This window comes from Gordonia aquimaris (assembly GCF_026262595.1).
Taxonomy (GTDB): Bacteria; Actinomycetota; Actinomycetes; order Mycobacteriales; family Mycobacteriaceae; genus Gordonia; species Gordonia tangerina.
On the sequence record NZ_JAPKFM010000002.1, the window covers coordinates 125,933 to 146,507 of the forward strand.

Sequence of the window (20,575 nt, forward strand, 5' to 3'; positions counted from 1 at the left end):
CAGACATGGCACGACGACAAGAACGCAGCAGAGGTGTTCGGCGTACCGCCGCGGTCATCATGGTCGGCGGACTCGTCGCGATCATCGCGGCCGCGTCGGGACAGTTCCTCGGCTGGTTCGGTTCCACGCAGACGGTGACGGTGCAGGCGCCGCGGGCCGGACTGGTGATGAGCCCCGACGCCAAGGTGCGGCTGCGTGGGGTGCCGGTCGGCCGCGTGGACTCGATCGACACCGGCGGGGACGAGGCAGTCCTGACGTTGAGCATCGACTCCGACCAGATGGCGCAGATCCCCGGCAATGTTGGTGCCGACATCAAGTCCAACACGGTGTTCGGTGCCAAGGCGGTCAATCTGGTGGTGCCGGAGTCGGGGCCGAGTGGTCGGCTCCAACCCGATCAGACCATCACCGCCGACCACGTCGTGGTGGAACTCAACACCGTGTACCAACAGCTGGTGAACGTGCTCGCCGAGCTGCAGCCGGAGAAGCTCAACTCCGTTGTCGGTGCGGTCAACACCGCATTGGCCGGGCACGGCGACGAGGTGGGGGCGGCGCTCGAGCAGCTGTCGAACCTGCTGGCCAAGACCAACAAAGAGCTACCCGAACTCAACGAGCTGATCCGGCAGACCGCGGCCACCACCAATGTGTACGCCGACGCGATGCCCGACCTGATGCGCACCGTCGACAACGTGACCTACCTGGGCAACACCCTGGTCGCCAACTCCGCCAATCTCGATGCACTGCTCATCAACGCGACCGGGATGGCCGACACCATCAACGGCGAACTCGCGCCGTCGAAGCAGACGCTGATCTCCGCACTCACCAACCTGGACCCGGTGTCGCAACTGTTGGGCTATCAGTCACCGGGTGTCGAGTGTTTTCTGACCACGTCGGCGGTGTCGGCGGACCTGGCCAAGCCCTACTTCGGCGGCAAGAACGGCAACCTGTTGCTGTACGCCGGTCTGTTGCCCGGCAAGGAGCCCTACACCTACCCGGAGAGTCTGCCCCGCGTCGATGCGGCGGGTCCGCCGACGTGTGCGGGCGGCTTGAGCGACCCGACCACCAAGGTGCACTCCGACTTCTATGTGACCGACAACGCGCCGGTGCCGTATCAGCCCCGGACCAAACCGAAAGCCAACCGCGAGAAATTGTTCCAACTGCTGTTCGGGGAGCCAGGGCGTGGATAATCGTGCGCGCGCGTTTCGCGCGACCGTCATCAAGCTTGGTGCGTTCGCCATCGTCATGGTCCTGGTGTTTGTCGGGCTCGTGGTGGTCTTCAGCAACTATCGGTCCGGCAAGTCCGACGACTACCGGGCAGTGTTCACCAGTGCCTCGGCGATGAAATCCGGCAGCAAGGTCAAGATCGCCGGGGTGGAGGTCGGCCAGGTGTCGGGGGTGTCACTGACCCGCGACAACGATGCCGAGGTGGAGTTCTCGGTGGACCGCGAGTACCGACTCCCGTCGTCGGTGCGCGCGCTGATCCGCTACGAGAACCTCACCGGCGACCGGTATCTGGAGCTCGAACAGGGCAGTGGGGCCGCCGGTGAGTACCTGTCGCCCGGTGAACAGATCCCGGTCGATCAGACCGAGCCGGCGTTGGATCTCGACAAACTCCTCGGCGGTTTCAAACCGTTGTTCCGCACCCTCGATCCCGATGAGGTCAACGAGTTGTCGGCCTCGATCGTGGCGGTGTTCCAGGGGCAAGGCCCGGCGTTGAACAAGTTGCTGGCCGACACCGCGTCGTTCACCGGCGCGCTCGCCGACCGCGACCAATTGATCGATCAGGTCATCGACAACCTCAACACCACCCTGAGCACCCTCGACGGTGACCGGACCGGCCTCGACAGCAGTATCGATCAACTGCAGCAGTTGGCCTCGGGGCTCGCCGAACAGCGCGGGGTCATCGGGAACTCGCTGACCCAGACGTCGAAGGTGACCAACGGTCTGGCCGACCTGCTGCAGACCACCCGGCCCGACCTCCAGCAGATGGTCGCCAACACCGGCAGCACATCGCAGGAACTGCTCAACGCCGAACCGTATCTGCGGTCGCTGATCCCACGGTTGCCCAACGACTACAAGATGCTGTCCAACCTGGGCTCCTACGGCGCCTGGTTGCAAATCTACTTCTGCCGAATCCGGTTGCTGCTCACCGGTCCCGGCGGCAAACAGTACTTCTTCACGTCCAACGACGTGATGGGGGACACGACCAAGGCAGGCGGGAGGTGCGCGGCGCAATGACCGGACCGTTCGGCAGGCTCTTCAGCAGCCAGCGCAGCGAGTCGACGGAGGCCGAGGTCTCCCGCGAGGCCAAACGTGGCGGACGCAGCCGCGCCGGTATCGGCGTCATCGGCGTGGTGGTGACCACTCTCGTCGTGGTGGTCGCGATGCAGATGGACAACCTGCCCTATCTCCGCCCGATCAGTTCCTACACCGCCTATTTCGACGACGCCGGCGGCCTGGTCACCGGTGACATCGTGACGGTCGCGGGCGTCAACGTGGGCACCGTGCAGAACATCGAACTCGCTCCGACCGACGACGGCACCAAGGCGGCGGTGACGTTCCGGCTGAACGACACCGTGGTCCTGGGCACCGAGACGCAGGCGGCCATCAAGACCGAGACGGTGCTCGGTCGGCGGAATCTGACCATCCTGCCGCACGGTACCGGCCGGATCGAACCCGGTGGAGAAATCCCGAACGGCAACACCGTCGCACCCTATTCGCTCACCGATGCCCTCGACGACGCCACCACCACGCTGTCGGAGACCGACACCGACCAACTCAACGAGGCGCTGACCACAGTGTCGGCGGCGTTCGCCGAGACCCCCGACCAGGTGCAGGACGCGGTCGACGGAGTGGGGCGGTTGTCGAAGGCGATCGCCGACCGCGATAACACCCTGCGCGAACTGCTCGCCAAGGCCAATGGCGTGACCAAGATCCTCGGCGACCGCAACCAACAGATCAACTCGCTTCTGGTGGATACGAATTCATTGCTCGGCGAGCTACAGATGCGTCGTGCGGCGATCGCCGAACTGATCACCGGCGCCCGCGACGTGTCCGCGCAGATCAGCGGATTCATCGCCGACAACAACGAACAGCTGACGCCCACGCTGGAGAAACTCGACGGTGTGCTCGACATCCTGAACGACAACGAGCAGAGCCTGCGCGAGACCATCGACCGGATCGGACCGTACGCGAACGCGCTGGGTGAAGCCGTCGCCAACGGCCCGAACTTCGACTCTCTGGTAGGTGTGTCAACCTTCGGCGACTACACCGCAACCTTCCTCAAGGTGCTGCAACAGAAATACCCGGAGGCGGCGAAGGCGTTCAGCTACAGCGGATTCCCGCTGCTGCCGAACGCCTGGAGCGAAGCGCCACCGGCCGGCAGTCGGCCAGAATCGCCCAAGCCCCCGCCCGCGACCTATCCGACACCACCGCCGACGAGTTCGAGATCAGGAGGCTAGCGCGATGACCAAACGTGTCCTCCAGGTTGTCGCCGGCGTCGTGCTCATCGCGCTCGTCGCGGTCGCCGCCTACCTCGGCTTCACCAAGGCGACGACGAAGTCGGTGACCGCCTACTTCCCATCGGCCACCGGCCTCTACAACGGAGATCCGGTGCGGGTGCTCGGCGTCGACGTCGGCAGCGTCACCTCCATCACACCCCGCGAAGGCGATGTGCGGGTGCAGATGTCGATTGACCATGACACCCCGATCCCGGCGGACGCCAAGGCGGTCGTGGTGGCTCAGAGCCTGGTCTCCGGACGTTTCATCCAGCTGACCCCGGTGTACTCCGAGGGCCCCCAGCTCAACGACGGCGACGCCATCCCGATGAAACGCACCGCCGTCCCGATGGAGTGGGACGACGTGAAAAAGCAACTCGGTGAGCTGACCGAGGCGGTCGGTCCGCAGGGAGCCGAACCGGGCACCGCCGCCACCGCCATCGACGTGTTCGAACAGAATCTCAACGGCAACGGCGCCGCGATCAACCAGTCGATCACCGAATTGTCGGACGTGATGGACACTCTCGCCGCCGGACGCGGAGACCTGTTCGCGACCATCCGCAGTCTGCAGAAACTCACCGATGCGCTGTCGGACAGCCACGAACAGCTCGTGCAGTTCAACGGGCGCATCGCCTCGGTCAGTGATGTGTTGGCCGACAACACCGATGCGCTCGACGGTGCGCTGCACAACCTCGACTCGGCGATGACCGACATCCAGGGCTTCATCGCGCAGAACAAGGATGCGTTGACGACGTCGGTGTCCGATCTCGCCCAGACGACCTCGATCCTGGCCGACAAGGACGAACAGCTGCGGGGCCTGCTGCATTCAGCACCCAACCAGCTCGCCAACTTCTACAACATCTACAACCCGCTGACCGGATCGCTCTCGGGTGTGTTCGGTCTCGGCATGGGCCACAACCTCATCACGCTGCTGTGCGGCACCATGGACGCCAACAACCGGCCGGGCCAGAGTCAGGCCGACGTCGAACATTGTGTGGATGTGCTCGCGCCGATGCTGTCGACCATCGCCGTGGCCTACCCACCGTTCATGACCAACCCGGTCACCGGCATCAACGCCACTCCCGATCAGATCACCTACCAGAACGCGAGTGTGAAAGCGCGCGCCCAGGCCGGGGTCCGGGCACAGGACGCCCAGACGCGACGAGACAACGGCGGCGGTGCCCTCGGTGATCTTCTCGTCCCGTGGGGAGCCGAGGGATGACCGGGTCGATGATGCGGCAGGTGCGCCTGCTGGTGGTGTTCGCCACGGTGATCGTGGCCGCCACCGCGTGCGGATTCTCCGGGCTCAACAGCCTGCCGGTACCGGGCGCGCAGGGAACCGGCAACGGCGCTTACCAGATCAGCGCTGTGCTGCCCAACGCCGCCGGGCTGGTGAGCAACGCGCCGGTGATGATCGACGACGTCACCGTCGGCTCTGTCGGTGACATCGAGGTGCGGGATTGGAATGCCGAGCTCGACATCCGTCTCGACAAAGGTGTGCGGATACCCCAGGGTTCACATGTGATGGTCGGGATGACCAGCGTCCTGGGTTCGACCCACCTGCAGATCGTCGAACCCGACTCTTATGACGGGTATATGGCGCCGGGGGACCAGATCCCGCTGCCGGCCTGCCCGGAGTCACCGAACATCGCGGCGCCGACGACCGCCCCGCCGGAGCCCGACATCAACTCCGCACAGCAGGTGCCAGGGTGTTCCTATCCGACCACCGAGCAGGTGCTGAGCTCGCTGTCGGTGGTGCTCAACGGTGGTGGGCTCTCGCAGTTCGGCGACGTCGTGCACGAGATGGATGCCATCTTCGGTGGTCGGCAGGAGCAGATCCGCGCCCTCGTGCCGCGGCTGAATGTGCTCGTCGCCGACCTGAATCGGCAGCGAGGCAACATCATCCGGGCGATGGAAGGCCTCGACCGGATGACCGCCGCGATCAACGAACAGACCCCGACGGTGGAGAAGGCGCTTGCGGATGCCCCGGCGATTCTGTCGCTGCTCAATGATCAGCGACAGCAGTTCGTCACCGCACTCGATTCGCTGGGCCGGCTGTCGAAGACCACCAACGACGTGCTCGACGCCAACTCCGACGACATCGAGACCATCGTCGCGAATCTGGACCGGGTGCTCGAGCAGACGGCCGCCGCAGGCCCGGCACTGCCCGGGTCGTTGAAGATCCTGCTGACCTTCCCGTTCCTGGAGGAAGCCATCCCCACGATCGTCAAGGGCGACTACGTGAACTCGGATCTGGTGCTGGACCTGACCTTCGAGAGTCTCAACAACACGATCTTCCGGTCGGTCGGCGCCGTCGGACCCGAGGCCGTCGCCGGCACACCCGCCGGGGCCGCCAAGCGCGGGCTGGACCCGTTCACCTCACCGCTGACCCCGGGCGGGGAGCGACGTCCGGACTCTGACGAGCCCGTTCCCGCGCCGGCCGCCACGCCCAGCGCAACGACACCCCAGCGTGGATCGGGAGGTGGCAACTGATGAAGATCACGCGGTTCGTCCGCATCCAGCTGATCATCTTCGCGGTCGTCACCGTGGTGGCGATGGTCGCGATGGCGATCTACTACGTGCGGATTCCGTCGATGGTCGGCGTCGGGCGCTATCAGGTGGAACTCAACCTGCCCAGCACCGGTGGCCTGTATCAGAACGCGAATGTCAGCTACCGCGGCGTCAACGTGGGCAAGGTGGAGTCGGTGCGGCTCACCGAGAACGGTGTGCAGGCGACACTGTCGATCGACAGTGACACCAAGGTCCCGGCGTCGTCGCAGGCATCGGTGCGCAGTGTGTCGGCCGTCGGCGAGCAGTACGTGGAGTTCACGCCGCGAGACGACGGACCGAGTGGAAACCTTCACGACGGGTCTGTTGTCACCAGCGACGACGTGCCGGTGGAGATCTCGTCGGTACTCGATCAGGCCAATGCGCTGCTCGACAAGGTCGGGGACACCAAACTGCGCGCACTGATGGACGAGGCGTTCACCGCCTTCAACGGCACGGCCGAGGATCTGCGACGGCTGCTCGACTCGATGATCCTGTTGGTCGACGACGCGGACAAGAACTCCGATGTGACCATCGACCTGGTCCGGCAGGCGGGCCCACTGTTGGCGACGCAGTCGGCGACCGCAGACGACATCCGCTCGTGGACCGCCGATGTCACCGCCGTCACCGATCAGCTGCGCGCCAACAACCCGGAGATCACCGATCTGCTCGAGAAGGGGCCGACGACGGCGTCGCAAACCGAGCAGCTGTTCGCCTCGATGGACCAGACGCTCCCGCTGCTGATCTCGAATCTGGGTGTGGCGTCGAAGACTCTGGCGGTGTATCTGCCCAACCTCCAGCAGATCCTCGTCATCTATCCGCGGCTCATCGACGCCCTGCTCACCTCGCTCAACGCCGGTGATCCGCGATACGGCCCGAGCGTGATGTTCTCACTCGGCTTCCAGGATCCGCCGGCGTGCACGGTCGGCTTCCTGCCGCGCTCGGACTGGCGATTCCCGTCCGCGCAGACGGCGCGGGAGCTCCCGCCGGGCATGCTGTGCCGGGTGCCGCAGGACGCGCAGGTGGCGGTGCGCGGCGCGCGCAACTATCCGTGTGTGGAGTTCCCCGGGCGACGGGCACCGACCCCGGAGGAGTGTCGGACCGGCTACAAGCCGGAAGCCGGCACGAATGATGCCTTCCCGAACGGATTGCCCGGTGTTCGGCTGCCCAACGAACCGGCCGGTTACACCACGCCGGGGACACCGGCCGACCACGAGCCCGGGCCGGCCGTCTATGCCACCAGTTACGATCCCGAGACAGGAGATTTCATCGGACCGGACGGAAAGACCTACAACGCCGGTACCGGACAGAATTCGCAAGGACAAGACAGCACATGGCAGAGCCTGATAACGAAGACCGTCGAGGGCTGACCCCGCCGGCCGGGCAGACCGGGCCGGTGCGTCGCGCACCGCTGCGGCGGCCCCGGCGGCCGGGCGCCCGAGAGACGAAACCCGACGTCGGCGGCGAGAGCCCACCCCCGTCTCCCGATGAGCGCGAAAGTGGCCCTCTGGTCCCTGAGGAGCGAGCTCGCGAGCGTCACGAAGGGCCGGCCGACGAATTCACTGACCGCGGCGCCGGTGACATCGAGGCCGACCCGACCGAGGTCGAACAGCGTCTCGGCTATCGGGCACGGCGCAAACGGCGACGCTCGACCACCCGCCCGGCAGCGCCGAGCACGACCGACAGCGTGCGCTATCGCGGTGCCCGGCGTTCGCGTGGCTGGATTGTCGGTGGCGCGGTGGGTGTGGTGGTCCTCGTGGCGAGTGTGGTCGCAGCGGTGGTGTTTGCCGTCGGCATCGGCCGGATCACCGACGAACAGGAACTGCGCCAGGAGTACTCGACGTTCGCCCAACAGATGGTGGTGAATCTGACGTCGCTCAACGCCGACAACGTCGACGACGCGATGGCGACGTTGGAGGACAAGACCAGTGGCCGCGCGCATCAGCAGATGCAGGACTCGATGAAGCAGGCGGTGAGCCTGGTGCGGGATCAGAATCTCGACACCAAGTCCACCGTGATCTCCGACGCCGTGACACAGGCGACCGCCGACGAGGGCACCGTCATCCTGGTGTACGGCTGGCAGATGAAGCCGGAGAAACCCGACGAGCAGACCATCGTGCAGACCTTCCGCTGGCGCGTGCAGATCACGCGGATCAACGATGAACTGAAGATGACGAATTTCGAGTGGGTGACCTGATGCAGCTCACCACACGTAGATTGCTCGTGGCGGCCGCCGTCGTGGTCACCGTCGCATGTGTCTGTGTCGCAGGCTTTCTGGGTTATCGCTACAACGAATCGCGGCTCTCCGAGCAGGCGCGTGATTCCTCCTTGGCGGCCGCGAAGGGATATGCGACGACCATGTTCGGCTACACCCCCGATAACGTCGAAGAGCATGTCGCGCAGTCGAAACAGGTGCTCACCGGAGCAGCCAAACCGACGTACGAAGACCTGGTGACCAAGAACAACCTGGTGTCGGAGGTGCAGAAGCAGTTGGTCGTGTCCGAGGTGACGATCCAAGACGCCGGGGTGGTGACCAACACCGCCGACACGTCGCAGGTGCTGATCTTCATGAACCAGTCGGTGACGCGCGGCGGAAAAGAGCTCGTGCGAGTCGATCCCAGCCGTCTGACCTTCGACATGGTCGAACAGGACGGCCGATGGATGATCACCGGGATCGACGTGATCACCGACGATTCGTTCCGCAGCCGGATCGAGCAGACCGACACGCCACCGCCGGGTGCGGTCCCGTTGCCGGCCCCGAGTGCGCCTACATCGCCGACGCCGGCGGGCTGACCTTTTCGTGTATGACGTGGTTCTCGCGACCACCGGTGGTCGAGTAGGCCGACGCGCTAGCCGAGGTCGTATCGAGGTCACGTGAGGTGGTCTCGATACGCGACTCACTCCGTTCGCCGCTACTCGACCACCGGGTTGTGTGTTCGTGGTTTTCTGGTGGTCGAGTAGGCCGAGGCGCTAGCCGAGGTCGTATCGAGACCTCGTGAGGTGGTCTCGATACGCGACTCACTCCGTTCGCTGCTACTCGACCATCGGGTTGTGTGTTCGTGGTTTTCTGGTGGTCGAGTAGGCCGAGGCGCTAGCCGAGGTCGTATCGAGACCTCGTGAGGTGGTCTCGATACGCGACTCACTCCGTTCGCTGCTACTCGACCACCGGGGTAGCGTTCGCCGCTACTCGACCACCGGGGTTCCGCAGCACAACACAGAACCGGGGTCGACGACCTTGTGGCCGCCGACCCCGGTATCCCCTGTGAGAGATCAGGCTTGCGAGGTGTAACCCATCGGCATGAGGATGGACTTGTGTTCCAGGTAGGACTCGAGGCCTTCGCGGCCGTTCTCCCGGCCGATCCCGGAGTTCTTGTAGCCGCCGAACGGTGACGCGGGATCGATGGCATACCAGTTGATCCCGAGCGTTCCGGTGCGGATCTGCTTGGCCACCTGCACGCCACGCTCCACATCCGCTGTCCAGATCGAACCGGCCAGACCGTAGTCGGAGTCGTTGGCGATGGCGATCGCCTCGTCGACGTCGTCGTAGGCGATCACACTGATGACCGGGCCGAAGATCTCCTCACGCGCGATCGTCATGTCGTTGGTGACACCGGTGAAGATTGTCGGAGTCACATAGAAGCCGTTCTCCAGGCCCGCTGGGCGGGTGCCCTCGAGAACAGCGGTCGCGCCTTCGGCTTTGCCGGTGGCGACGTAGCCCTCCACCTTGTCGCGTTGCTTTTCGGTGATGATCGGGCCGAGCATCGTGCCCTCGGCGGTCGGAAGGCCCGGCGTGAACGTCTTGGCGGTGTCCACCATGGCGGCGACGATCTCGTCGTGCCGTGACCGCGGCACCAGCACCCGGGTCTGGGCGACGCATGCCTGCCCGGCGTTGATCAGGCCGGCGGAGAACACCAGCATGTGAATGTTGGCCGCGAGATCGACATCCTCGAGGACGATGGCCGCCGACTTACCGCCGAGCTCCAGCGAACAACGCTTGAGGTTCTCGCCGCAGCGCGCGGCGATGGCGCGACCGGCGGCCGTCGACCCGGTGAAGGTGATCTTGTCGACGTCGGGATGCTCGACGAGGGCTTTTCCGGTCTCCGGTCCGCCCGGCACCACCGATATCACTCCTTCGGGTACACCGGCTTCGACGAAGAGCTGCGCCAGCAGGTTCGCGTTGAGCGGGGTCTCCGGAGCCGGTTTCAACACGATCGAGCACCCCGCCGCCAGCGCCGGGCCGAACTTGTTGCACAGCAGGAACAGCGGCACGTTCCACGCGATGATCGCGCCGACGACACCGACCGGCTCGCGCGTCACCAGGGTCTCGCCGAACAGGCCGGTGCGTGTCTCCTCCCACGGGAAATCGGTTGCGGCGCCTGCGTAACCCTGTAGCACGCCGGTCGCCGGTAATTGTTGCAGGGTCGCGACGTCGGTGGGAGTGGCACCCATTTCCGCCGAGACCAGATTCGTGATGTCGCCGGTCCGCTCGTTGATCAGGTCGGCGGCGCGATTGAGCACGGCCGCGCGTTCGGCGGGTGCAGTGGCGCTCCAGACACCCGAGTCGAAGGCGGTACGCGCACGGGTGACCGCGGTGTCGACGTCGGTCTCGTCGGCGAGCGGAACCGAGCCGACACGTTCGCCGGTGGCAGGCGAGAACACCTCGAGCGTCTCGGTCGAATGCGGGTCGACCCACTGGCCACCGATGAACAGTTGCGGCTGGTCGCCGGCGCCGACAAGGGCGGATGCCGGACGGGACTCGACGGTCTCGGTCATAGATGTGCTCCTGAGTCGGTGTGAACTACTCCACACCTGATACTAGAACACGTTCTAACTTTGTGGCCAGGGGCGTCCCAAGCGCATCGGTCACCGACCGAAGCGGATCATCGCGGTCAACCCCTCGACGACGTCGTCGAGCACCGCGAGTTGCGCCGTGACGGTGTCGCATTCGAGCAATCGCTGTCGGTCCGCCGGGCCGATCGGCAACCGCAGTGTCCAGGCGAACAACCCGTGCTCGACGACGTCGTCGACGTCGAAGTGCGGCAGACCCGCCGGGACCGCCTCCGGCCGTGTCTGCGCGACCTCGGTGACGAAGTCGGTCAGCCGGTCCCGCAGGTCGATGATGCGCGGGTGATCGTCGGCAGTGATGGCGGGTTCGGGCAGCCGCTCGGTGACGGCTCGTGGATAAGGGTCGTCGGGCAGCCATTCGGTCACCCGGAACCGCCCGGCTCCGGTGCAGGTCAGCGATGCCTGGCCATCGGCCTGCCGCAGCACATTGTCGATGCGCGCATACGTGCCGACCTCGTGGCGCACGTCGCCGCCACCCACCTCATGGCCGCGCGCGATCAACACCACACCGAAGAACCCGGCACCGTCGGACCGCTCGGCGCGACCCAGGCAGTCCGAGAGCATCTACCGGTACCGTGGCTCGAAGATCCTCAGCGGCAACGGTTCACCGGGGATCAGCGCGGTGCCCAGCGGGAACATCGGTGTCACCGGCGGACCCTCCGGCGTCACAGGGCGGCCGTCATCGGTGTGCGAGGTTCGACGCCACCGTCAGGTCGACGGTTTGGCGTCGAGCACGACCTCGAACTCGAGCAGGTCGGCCCCGCTGGCGACGGGCTTGGCGCGCTCGCCGGAGTGTGCCTCGCGGGCGGGACCGGACGCCCACGCCTGAAAGTCCTCCTCGGTCTCCCAGTGCGTGACCACGAAGTAGCGGTCGTCGCCCTTGACCGGACGCAGCAGCTGGAATCCCAGGAAGCCCTTCGATCCGTCGACCGAATGAGCCCGATTGGCGAATCGCTTCTCGAGTTCGGGGCCGGCGCCTTCGGGGACCGAGATCGCGTTGATCTTCACAACAGACATGGCCACACCCTACTGGCATGCTGGAGGACGTCATCAGCAGTTCGTATCGGAGGCGGAGGTTCGTGATGGCGCGGGAGCGATTGACGCCGGGTCCGGAGCATCCCATCACCGTGGCGCCCGCGGATGGGCGGGTCGTGGTGCGCGCCGGTGACGCGGTGGTCGCCGATACCGTGTCCGCGCTGATCCTGCGAGAGGCGCACTACCCGCCGGTGGTCTACCTCCCCTTGTCCGACGTGGATTCATCGATGCTGCGTGAGAGTGCGACCACCACCTACTGCCCGTTCAAGGGGGAGGCGAACTACTACGACCTCGTCGTCGACGGCGGTGTGTTGCCAGATGCGCTCTGGGTGTACCGCGATCCCTACGACGCGGTCGCCACCATCGGCGGTCACGTCGCGTTCTACCCGGATCGGGTGCAGATCGACACCGGCGTCGCGCGGGCCGGCTAGTTCGTCGCTGCCATACCCTGGAGTTCGTGACGACCGAGTACGTGGCGGGAACGGTGAGCAGGTCGGGCGATGCAGCGCCGGCAGTCCGGGAGACCGGGTTGCGTGATCATGGCGGGCCGGTCGACGTCGACGGACACGATGTTCGTGGAGTCGGTCCGATCGTGTTGCTGCACGGGCTGATGGGGCGCGGACGGACCTGGCGTCGACAGATTCCGTGGCTACGTCGCCACGGCCGCGTCTTCACCTTCGACGCGGCCTTCCACACCGGCGCCGACGTCGCCGCACCCGACGATGTCGCCGAACTGAGTACCGAACGCTTTGTGGCCGACCTCGCCGAGATCCTCGTGTGGATCGATCAGGGGCCTGCGGTGCTCGTCGGCCATTCCATGGGCGGGCTGCACGCCTGGTGCACGGCGGCGGCGTATCCGGAGATGGTGTCGGCGTTGGTCATCGAAGATATGGCGCCGGATTTCCGTGGCCACACGACGCGGGACTGGACACCGTGGTTCGACTCCTGGCCGGAGCGATTCGGCTCTGTCGAGCAGGCCCAGCAGATGTTCGGTGAGGTAGCGGGGCGCTATTTTTTCGAGGCTTTCGACGACGGCCGGCTGCACGGCGATCTGCAGATCTGGACCGAGATCGCCGAGGAGTGGGCTCGGCGCGACTTCTGGTTGCAGTGGCGGGCGGTCGACGTACCCAGTCTGCTCATCGAAGCCGGCAATTCGGTGACCCCGCCCGGGCAGATGCGCACCATGTGTTCGCTGCAGCAGTATGCCGACCATCTGTGCGTGGTGGGTGCGGGACATCTTGTGCACGACGACGCCCCGGACGTCTACCAGGGTGCGGTCGAGGCGTTCTTGTCGGCGTTGCCGAGGTGAGTGTTCTGGCGGCGGGTGCTGTGGTCTCGATACGCTGACTCGCCTAGCGGCTCGTCGGCTACTCGACCACCGGAGGGCGCGGGTCGTCGGCTACTCCCTGGATCGAGTAGCGAGATCGACCACCGGAGAGGTGGCTCCAATCGCTGGTCGATCTCGATACGCGACTCACTCCGTTCGCTGCTACCCGATCCAGGGAGTAGTTGCGAGCTGCTAGGCGAGCGACGTATCGAGACCAGTCGCACCTTCAGCCCGCTTCTCCCGCAAGGCAATACCGGCCATCGTCGGTGAGCTCGACCAGACCGTCGACGAGCAGTGAGTCCAGCGCGCGGTCGCGCTGCGCGGTGTCCGACGTCCACACCTGGTCGAGTCGTGGGCGTTCGACCGGATGGGCGGTGCCCCGCAAGACGTCGAGCAACAGTCCACGCACCTGGCGATCGGTGCCGGCGAACTTCTGCACCTTGCGTTTCGGTCCGGTGTGAGCCGGGCGACCGAGGCGGACCCAGGTGCACTCGGTGAGCGGGCACTCGTCGCAGCGAGGTGTGCGTGCCGTGCAGACCAGCGCACCGAGTTCCATCAGCGCCGCGGAGAACCGGGGCGCGGTGTCGGCGGGGGAGCCGTCTGCTGCGCGGGGCAGCAGAGCGTCGGCGTCGGCGAGATCGGCTCGGGCGGGGTTGCCCGGGTGTTCGCGGCCGTGCACCGCGCGGGCGATGACCCGTCGGACGTTGGTGTCCACCACCGGAACCGGTTGCCCGTAGGCGAAACAGGCGATCGCTCGAGCCGTGTAGTCGCCGATACCCGGCAGCTGCAACATCGCGTCCACGTCGTCGGGCACGCGGTCGTGGTGATCGCGGGCCAGCACCGTGGCGCATTCGTGCAGACGCAGCGCCCGCCGGGGGTAGCCGAGCTTGCCCCAGGCGCGCAGCACCTCGCCCGGGGATGCCGCGGCCATCGCCGACGGCACCGGCCAGCGTGTCACCCATTCCCGCCACGGTGCGATCACCCGGGAGACCGGGGTCTGCTGCAGCATGATCTCGCTGATCAGGATCTGCCATCCCGATAGTCCCGGCTCTCGCCAGGGCAGGTCGCGTTCGTGAAGGTCGAACCAGCCCAGCAGCGCGGGCGGTGGCACACTATTCGACATGAGCCAACTGACGCCTACCGAAGCCTGGAAGATCCTGCAAGAGGGGAACGATCGGTTCGTCGCCGGGGAGTCTCAACATCCCAAACAGGGTATCGAGGACCGCGAACGCCTCACGTCGGGGCAGCACCCGCACGTCGTCCTCTTCGGATGCTCGGATTCACGGTTGTCGGCCGAGATCATCTTCGATCAGGGCCTCGGCGACATGTTCGTGGTCCGTACCGCGGGCCAGGTTCTCGATTCGGCCGTCATCGGTTCGCTGGAGTTCGCCGCCGCCGTCCTCGATGTCCCGCTGATCGCGGTGCTCGGGCATGACAGTTGCGGAGCGGTGAAGGCAACTCTGAACGCGTTGGACAACCTGGAGATCCCCGGCGGCTACATCCGGGACGTCGTGGAGAAGGTGAGCCCCAGCATTCTGGCCGGCCGCAGCGAGGGACTGACCCGTGTCGACGAATTCGAGGCACGCCACGTGCTGGAGACCGGTCAGCAGCTGATGGAGCGCAGCCGGATCATCGCCGATCGTGTCGAGGACGGTCGGCTGGCGATCATCGGGTTGACCTACGAGCTCGGCGAGGGGCGTGCGCAGGTTCGCGGCGTGCTCGGTCAACTCGACGGAGTCGAGACGGTCGACGTCGCGCACGGCTGAGGTCACCGGGCGGGGCTGAACCCCAACTTTAGACTTTCCGCCGGTCAGGCCCGGTTTGCGCGACACGCCGAGCCGGGTCGGACGGTGGTTTCTCGCCTCCCGTTAGCGTGGGGGCGTGATCGAACCGAGCGGCCCGCTACCACCCGAGATCTACTGGCGACGACGCGTCGTCGCGTTCGGTGGCGCCGTCCTCGTGATCGGTCTGATCATCGGTTTGATCATCTGGGCCACCAGCAGCGGCGGCGACGAGCCCAGCAATGCGGCCGCGATGTCGTCGGCCCCGTCGTCGACGATCGCTTACTCGGCCGAATCGTCGGAGCCGTCGGAGAGTGCCGGCGTGTCCGGAGGCGGAACCGGCGGTGGTGTCGCCGGTGGTAACGCGGCCGCCGGGGCACCGAACGACGCCTCGGCGTCCGGGGCAGTGCCCACGCCCGGCGGTGAGTCGGCCACCCCCGGTCCGGTGCCGGCCTCCGGATTGTGTCCGGACGCGAACATCTCCGTGGTGCTCTACACCGACAAACCGACCTATTCCCAGGGCGACCAGCCGGTGTTCACCATCGTCACGACCAACGCCGGCCTGACCGAGTGCACGCGTGACGTCGGCAAATCCGCTCAGGATGTGATCGTCCGCAACCTCGACGGCACGCGCACATTGTGGTCGGCGCGCGACTGCTCGCCGCTGCAGACCCCGAACAACGTGAGCCTCAAACCCTCCCAGCAAGTGCGCGACACCATCACCTGGTCGTTCACCACGAGCAGCCCCGGCTGTGACACGCCACGTGTGCCAGTCCCGGTCGGGGCTTACCAAGCCATCGGAAAAATCGGGGAGAAGGAGTCCGCGCCGATCACGTTCAACGTGGTCGCGCCCGCGCAGGAGCCGTGACCCCCTGTTTCGTAGTACCAACCAGCGAAAAACCGCGGGTTGGTACTACAAAACGGGTCAGGTGGTGGCTCGACCGATGAGCTCGACCGGCAGGCGAATCGTTTCCGGTTCGCGGTCGGCGACCAGGTCGAGCAGGCGGCGAGTGGCAGTGGCGCCGATGTCATGTGCCGGTGATCGCACGGTGGTGAGTGGGACCGGCAACTGCGCGACCACCGGGATGTCGTTGTAGCCGATCAGCGCGAGATCCTCGGGAATGCGCAGACCGAGATCGCGGGCCACGCCCATCACACCGATGGCGATCGTGTCGGAGACCGCAAAAATCGCGCGGGGTCGGTCCGGGCTGTCGAGGAGTTGCCGGCCGGCGACGATGCCGCCATCGACCTCGAAACCGGATCCGACGACCCGACTGTCCGGCAGCGGCACCGATGCCGTCTCGAGGGCGGCGCGGAATCCGGCGGTTCGGTCCGATGCGGTGGTGGCGTGCGGTGGGCCCGCGATCACCGCGAGGTCGGTGTGGCCGCGGTCGAGCAGGTGGCGCGCGGCGAGATAGCCGCCGTGCCGGTCGTCGCCGCCGACGAACGGCAACGACGACCCGGCGTGGCGGGTGACCGCGAGCAGCGGAAGTCGGCCGAGCGCCAACGAATCGACGAACGGATCGCCGGGGGTGTGCAGGCCGCTGATCATCAGTCCGTCCACCTGTCGACCAACCAGCAATTCGATGGCCCGGCGTTGGGCGGCGAGCTCATCGGGCGGGCTGGACAGCAGCACCGAGTACCCGGCTTTCGACGCGGCTTCCTCGATGCCCTGGTAGGTCGTCGCGACCACACCGTCGGTCAGCCGTGTCATCACCACCCCGAGTGTGGTGGTCTTGCGGGTACGCAGGCTCGCCGCCCAGATGTTGCGCTGGTAGCCGAGTTCGTCGGCGACCTGTCGCACTCGTCGGGCCGATTCCGACCAGCCCACCGCGGGCTCCGGCTGGCGCAGCACTCGCGACGCGGTCGAGACGTGCACGCCGGCCCGTTCGGCGATTTCTTTCAGCGTTGGGACCCGATCTGCCTCGGTCACGTGCGCAGCCTCCCCTCGAACGCCGTTGACGAACCGCGTGTGTGCCCCTAGCCTAGGCCATGCAAACGTTCTCGCAAACGTTAGCGAGAACGATCTCTCATACACAAAGCGCAGTAGTCTGAGACTGTTGCCGACGCTGCCATCGGAGGTAGACCACATGTCCCGACCCCAGACTCTCGGTCAGTTGTTCGCGCTGGACTCGCTGCTCGAACCGGAGGAGATCGCGATCCGCGACACCGTGCGCAAATTCGGTGAGGAGCGCCTGCGTCCGCGCATCGCCGAGTGGTTCGAGGATGCGCAGCTGCCGGCCCGGGAGCTCGCGAAGGAACTCGGTGAGCTCGGGGCGTTGGGTATGCATCTCGATGGTTACGGTTGCCCGGGCATGAGCGCGACCGCCTATGGCCTGGCCTGCCTGGAACTCGAGGCCGTCGACTCGGGCATTCGCAGTCTGGTGTCGGTGCAGGGTTCGCTGGCGATGTTCTCGATCCATCACTGGGGTAGTGAGGAGCAGAAGCAGGAATGGCTGCCGCGGATGGCTGCGGGCGAGGCCATCGGCTGCTTCGGGCTCACCGAACCCGACTTCGGCTCCAACCCTGCCGGGATGCGCACCAACGCCAAGCGCGACGGCGACGACTGGGTGCTCAACGGCACCAAGATGTGGATCACCAACGGTTCCATCGCCGACGTCGCGGTCGTGTGGGCACAAACCGACCTCGACGACAGCCCCCGCGGCATCCGCGGATTCGTCGTCCCGACCGACACCCCGGGTTTCTCCGCGCCCGAGATCACCAAGAAGCTCTCGCTGCGCGCATCCGTGACCTCCGAGCTGGTGTTCGATGACGTCCGGTTGCCGGCTTCGGCGATGCTGCCGGAGGCCGCGGGTCTCCGCGGGCCGCTGACCTCGCTGGGCGAGGCACGGTTCGGGATCATCTTCGGCGCGATGGGGGCCGCACGTGACTGTCTCGAGGTGGCCGTCGACTACGCGCAGTCGCGCCACGTGTTCGACAAGCCGCTGGCCGGATATCAACTGACGCAGGCCAAGCTGGCCGACATGGCGCTCGAAGTGGGTAAGGGGCATATGCTGGCCTATCACCTCGGCCGGCTCAAGGACCGCGGCGAGATCACCCCTGAGCGCGTCAGTCTCGGCAAGCTCAACAACGTGCGTGAGGCGATCGCGATCGCGCGTGAATGTCGAACCATCTTGGGCGCCAACGGCATCACCCTCGAGTATCCGGTGATCCGGCACGCCAACAACCTGGAGTCGGTGCTCACCTACGAGGGCACCTCCGAGGTGCATCAACTCACCATCGGCAAGGCGCTGACCGGGGAGGGCGCATTCCGGTGACGGCCGCACTCGATGGGCTGGTCATCGCCGATTTCGGTCGAGTGCTGGCGGGGCCGTATGCCACGATGCTGCTCGCCGATCTCGGTGCCGAGGTGATCAAGGTCGAGCGGCCGGGTGCGGGCGACGACACCCGCGCCTGGGGGCCGCCCTGGGTGGGCACCGGTGATGATGTCGAGTCGTCGTACTTCCTGTCGGCCAACCGCAACAAGCAGTCCGTCGCGCTGGATCTCACCGACGACGACGGGCTCGACGCCGCCCGCGGGCTGGTGGCGCGCGCCGATGTGGTGGTGGAGAACTTCCTGCCCGGCACCATGGATCGCCTCGGCCTCGGCTACGACGCGGTGCGTGAGATCAACCCCGACATCGTCTACTGCTCGGTCACCGGCTTCGGCGGTGGCAATCAGCTTCCCGGCTACGACCTGCTCATCCAGGCCGTCGGCGGCCTGATGAGCATCACCGGCCCCGACCCGGACACACCCACCAAGGTCGGTGTCGCGATGGTCGACGTGATCACCGGACTGCATGCGGCCGTTGGCATTCTGTCTGCGCTGCGGCATCGGGATCGCACCGGTGAGGGGCAGCGGATCGAGGTCAACCTGCTGTCGTCGTTGCTGTCCGCGCTGGTGAATCAGACCTCGGCGTATGTGACCGCGGGCGTGGTGCCGCACGCGATGGGCAACCGGCATCCCAGCATCGCGCCCTATGAGGTGTTCGGCACGGCGGATCGGCCGCTGGTGCTCGCGGTCGGCAACGATCGTCAATTCGCTGCCCTCGTCGACGCGCTGGGCCGGCCGGAACTTGCTGCCGACGAGCGGTTCTCGTCGAACAAGGCGCGGGTGGCGCATCGTGAGGAGCTCGGCGAGATCCTGAACACGGCGCTCGCCGCCGACACCGCCGACGCCTGGTTCGAGCAGCTCACGAAACGGCGCGTGCCGTGCGGCCCGCTCAACGACATCGCTGACGCTCTCGCGCTCGCCGAGCGACTGGGGCTGACGCCGGTGGTCGAGATCGCGGACCCGGGCCGAGCCATGTCCGTCCGAACCGTCGCCAACCCGATCCGTCTGTCGGTCACCCCTGCGACCTACCGGTCGGCACCGCCCCGGTTGGGTGAGCACACGGTTCCGGCCGCAGAAGTCGAGGCCTGCGGGGCGCCGCCTACTCGGCGCGACTACTCGTAGCGTTCGATGCTGCTCTCGGCGAGACGGGAGAGTCCCTCGCGGATGTGGCGCGCCCAGATGCTGCCGATGCCCTCGACGGCCTGCAGGTCGGCGGCACTGGTGGCCAGCAGCGCCTGCAGGGTGCCGAAACTGCGCACCAGCCGGTCGACGTGCGCGAACTGCAGACGCGAGATCCGCGCGAGCAGTCGATAGCCGCGCGGGCTCATCGTGGTGTCCTGCGCGTCGATCGTCGTCGGGTAGCCGAACGCGCCGGCCAGGAGCGTGAGGTCGAGCAGGTCGGCGTCCGACAGCTGCTCGACGGTCTCCAACGTCTGGCGCACCTCCTCGGTGCCCGCGGGTTCGGGGCTGGCGAAATAATCGCGAACCAGCAACTCGCGCATGGTGTCGTTTTCGCTGATGAGTTCTTCGAGCTGCAGGCTCACCTGGCGGCCGTTGACGCCGAGCTCGAGGACGTACTCCTCGATCTCGACCGACACCCGGCGCACCATCTCCATCCGCTGCGCGGTGGACATCGCGTCACGCAGCAGCACGTAGTCCTCGATCTCGGCGCGGGACAAGCCGGCGATCACCTCATCGAGCCGCATCTTGTACCGCTCCAGGGTGGTCAGGGCTACGTTGGCGCGCGACAGGATGGGGTCGGGACTCTCGACGACCCGGCGCACTCCGCCGACGTAGACACTCACGATCGACATCGAGGCGCTCACCGAGATGACCGGATGGCCGGTCTGCACCGACGTGCGTTCGGCGGCCCGATGCCGGGTGCCGGATTCCTCGGTCGGGATCGACGGGTCGGGCACCAACTGGACGTTGGCGCGCACGATCCGTTTGCCGTCGGTGGACAACACCACCGCTCCGTCCATCTTGGCGAGCTCACGCAAGCGGGTCGGGGCGAACTCCACGTCGAGGTGGAACCCGCCGTCGCAGATCCGTTCCACGTCGGAGTCATGGCCGATGACGATGAGGGCGCCGGTGCCGCCACGCAAGATGCGTTCGAGTCCGTCGCGCAGTCCGGTCCCGGGGGCGACCCGCGCCAGGGTCTCCCGGGTGAGCTCGGATGTCGCGGTCTCCGCCATGTCGGCCTTCCTACGGC

General features: G+C 66.4%; 20 protein-coding genes. 14 read left to right on the forward strand and 6 right to left on the reverse strand.

All coding sequences use genetic code 11. The annotated features are described in order from the left end of the window. Positions 1–5 precede the first annotated feature (5 nt). From OSB52_RS02490 to OSB52_RS02525, 8 genes are read left to right on the forward strand one after another with little or no spacing between them, the layout of a single operon-like run. Positions 6–1,184, forward strand: coding sequence for an MCE family protein (locus OSB52_RS02490; RefSeq protein WP_266060006.1), 1,179 nt, complete (start codon positions 6–8; stop codon positions 1,182–1,184). Beyond that, positions 1,177–2,235 (forward strand): MCE family protein, encoded by a 1,059-nt coding sequence (locus OSB52_RS02495; protein WP_266060007.1) that lies wholly within the window; start codon positions 1,177–1,179, stop codon positions 2,233–2,235. Before OSB52_RS02490 ends, OSB52_RS02495 begins: the two co-directional genes overlap by 8 nt. Next, complete coding sequence (locus OSB52_RS02500) at positions 2,232–3,458, forward strand: MCE family protein (protein WP_266060008.1); 1,227 nt, start codon at positions 2,232–2,234, stop codon at positions 3,456–3,458. The genes OSB52_RS02495 and OSB52_RS02500 overlap by 4 nt, the downstream gene beginning before the upstream one ends. Before the next feature lie 4 nt (positions 3,459–3,462). Further along, on the forward strand, positions 3,463–4,716 hold the full coding sequence (locus OSB52_RS02505) for an MCE family protein (RefSeq protein WP_266060010.1): 1,254 nt from the start codon (positions 3,463–3,465) through the stop codon (positions 4,714–4,716). Then, positions 4,713–5,987 (forward strand): MlaD family protein, encoded by a 1,275-nt coding sequence (locus OSB52_RS02510; protein WP_266060011.1) that lies wholly within the window; start codon positions 4,713–4,715, stop codon positions 5,985–5,987. The genes OSB52_RS02505 and OSB52_RS02510 overlap by 4 nt, the downstream gene beginning before the upstream one ends. Further along, the gene (locus OSB52_RS02515) at positions 5,987–7,411 is read left to right on the forward strand and encodes an MCE family protein (protein WP_266060013.1); all 1,425 of its coding nucleotides are present in this window, start codon (positions 5,987–5,989) and stop codon (positions 7,409–7,411) included. The genes OSB52_RS02510 and OSB52_RS02515 overlap by 1 nt, the downstream gene beginning before the upstream one ends. Continuing rightward, on the forward strand, positions 7,375–8,238 hold the full coding sequence (locus OSB52_RS02520) for an Rv1363c family protein (RefSeq protein ID WP_266060014.1): 864 nt from the start codon (positions 7,375–7,377) through the stop codon (positions 8,236–8,238). The genes OSB52_RS02515 and OSB52_RS02520 overlap by 37 nt, the downstream gene beginning before the upstream one ends. Next, on the forward strand, positions 8,238–8,834 hold the full coding sequence (locus OSB52_RS02525; protein WP_266060015.1) for a hypothetical protein: 597 nt from the start codon (positions 8,238–8,240) through the stop codon (positions 8,832–8,834). The genes OSB52_RS02520 and OSB52_RS02525 overlap by 1 nt, the downstream gene beginning before the upstream one ends. A 477-nt stretch (positions 8,835–9,311) precedes the next feature. Here the strand turns inward: OSB52_RS02525 and OSB52_RS02530 are convergent, their stop codons facing one another. The 3 genes from OSB52_RS02530 to OSB52_RS02540 all read right to left on the reverse strand — a co-directional run bounded on the left by OSB52_RS02530 (position 9,312) and on the right by OSB52_RS02540 (position 11,903). Then, positions 9,312–10,814 (reverse strand): aldehyde dehydrogenase, encoded by a 1,503-nt coding sequence (locus tag OSB52_RS02530; RefSeq protein ID WP_266060017.1) that lies wholly within the window; start codon positions 10,812–10,814, stop codon positions 9,312–9,314. A 90-nt stretch (positions 10,815–10,904) separates the two neighbouring features. Then, on the reverse strand, positions 10,905–11,450 hold the full coding sequence (locus OSB52_RS02535) for an LON peptidase substrate-binding domain-containing protein (RefSeq protein ID WP_266060019.1): 546 nt from the start codon (positions 11,448–11,450) through the stop codon (positions 10,905–10,907). Between the two features lie 144 nt (positions 11,451–11,594). After that, positions 11,595–11,903: an antibiotic biosynthesis monooxygenase family protein gene (locus OSB52_RS02540; protein ID WP_235726087.1), complete on the reverse strand. Its 309-nt coding sequence runs from the start codon at positions 11,901–11,903 to the stop codon at positions 11,595–11,597. Positions 11,904–11,920: 17 nt separating this feature from the next. Between OSB52_RS02540 and OSB52_RS02545 the strand changes: the two genes are divergently transcribed. After that, on the forward strand, positions 11,921–12,352 hold the full coding sequence (locus OSB52_RS02545; RefSeq protein WP_372512301.1) for a DUF427 domain-containing protein: 432 nt from the start codon (positions 11,921–11,923) through the stop codon (positions 12,350–12,352). A 41-nt stretch (positions 12,353–12,393) separates the two neighbouring features. After that, the gene (locus OSB52_RS02550) at positions 12,394–13,230 is read left to right on the forward strand and encodes an alpha/beta fold hydrolase (protein ID WP_372512314.1); all 837 of its coding nucleotides are present in this window, start codon (positions 12,394–12,396) and stop codon (positions 13,228–13,230) included. A gap of 244 nt (positions 13,231–13,474) precedes the next feature. Here the strand turns inward: OSB52_RS02550 and OSB52_RS02555 are convergent, their stop codons facing one another. Then, entirely contained in the window at positions 13,475–14,371 is an 897-nt protein-coding gene (locus tag OSB52_RS02555) for an iron-sulfur binding domain-containing protein (RefSeq protein ID WP_266060022.1), read from the reverse strand. Here OSB52_RS02555 and OSB52_RS02560 point away from each other — a divergent pair. Then, positions 14,370–15,014: a carbonic anhydrase gene (locus OSB52_RS02560; RefSeq protein WP_266060024.1), complete on the forward strand. Its 645-nt coding sequence runs from the start codon at positions 14,370–14,372 to the stop codon at positions 15,012–15,014. The genes OSB52_RS02555 and OSB52_RS02560 overlap by 2 nt on opposite strands. Positions 15,015–15,129: 115 nt before the next feature. Beyond that, positions 15,130–15,897, forward strand: a complete 768-nt coding sequence (locus OSB52_RS02565; protein WP_266060026.1) for a hypothetical protein — start codon at positions 15,130–15,132, stop codon at positions 15,895–15,897. Positions 15,898–15,954: 57 nt separating this feature from the next. On the opposite strand, the gene OSB52_RS02570 is transcribed toward OSB52_RS02565, so the two are convergent. After that, positions 15,955–16,962, reverse strand: a complete 1,008-nt coding sequence (locus tag OSB52_RS02570; RefSeq protein ID WP_266060027.1) for a LacI family DNA-binding transcriptional regulator — start codon at positions 16,960–16,962, stop codon at positions 15,955–15,957. A 157-nt stretch (positions 16,963–17,119) separates the two neighbouring features. Between OSB52_RS02570 and OSB52_RS02575 the strand changes: the two genes are divergently transcribed. Then, positions 17,120–18,307 carry an acyl-CoA dehydrogenase family protein gene (locus OSB52_RS02575; RefSeq protein WP_235724153.1) on the forward strand — a complete coding sequence of 396 codons (1,188 nt, stop codon included), beginning with the start codon at positions 17,120–17,122 and terminating at the stop codon, positions 18,305–18,307. Further along, complete coding sequence (locus tag OSB52_RS02580) at positions 18,304–19,485, forward strand: CaiB/BaiF CoA transferase family protein (protein ID WP_235724152.1); 1,182 nt, start codon at positions 18,304–18,306, stop codon at positions 19,483–19,485. Before OSB52_RS02575 ends, OSB52_RS02580 begins: the two co-directional genes overlap by 4 nt. Here OSB52_RS02580 and disA read toward each other — a convergent pair. Continuing rightward, the gene (gene disA / locus OSB52_RS02585) at positions 19,476–20,558 is read right to left on the reverse strand and encodes a DNA integrity scanning diadenylate cyclase DisA (RefSeq protein ID WP_266060031.1); all 1,083 of its coding nucleotides are present in this window, start codon (positions 20,556–20,558) and stop codon (positions 19,476–19,478) included. The two genes, OSB52_RS02580 and disA, sit on opposite strands and share 10 nt — an antisense overlap. Between the last annotated feature and the right edge of the window lie 17 nt (positions 20,559–20,575).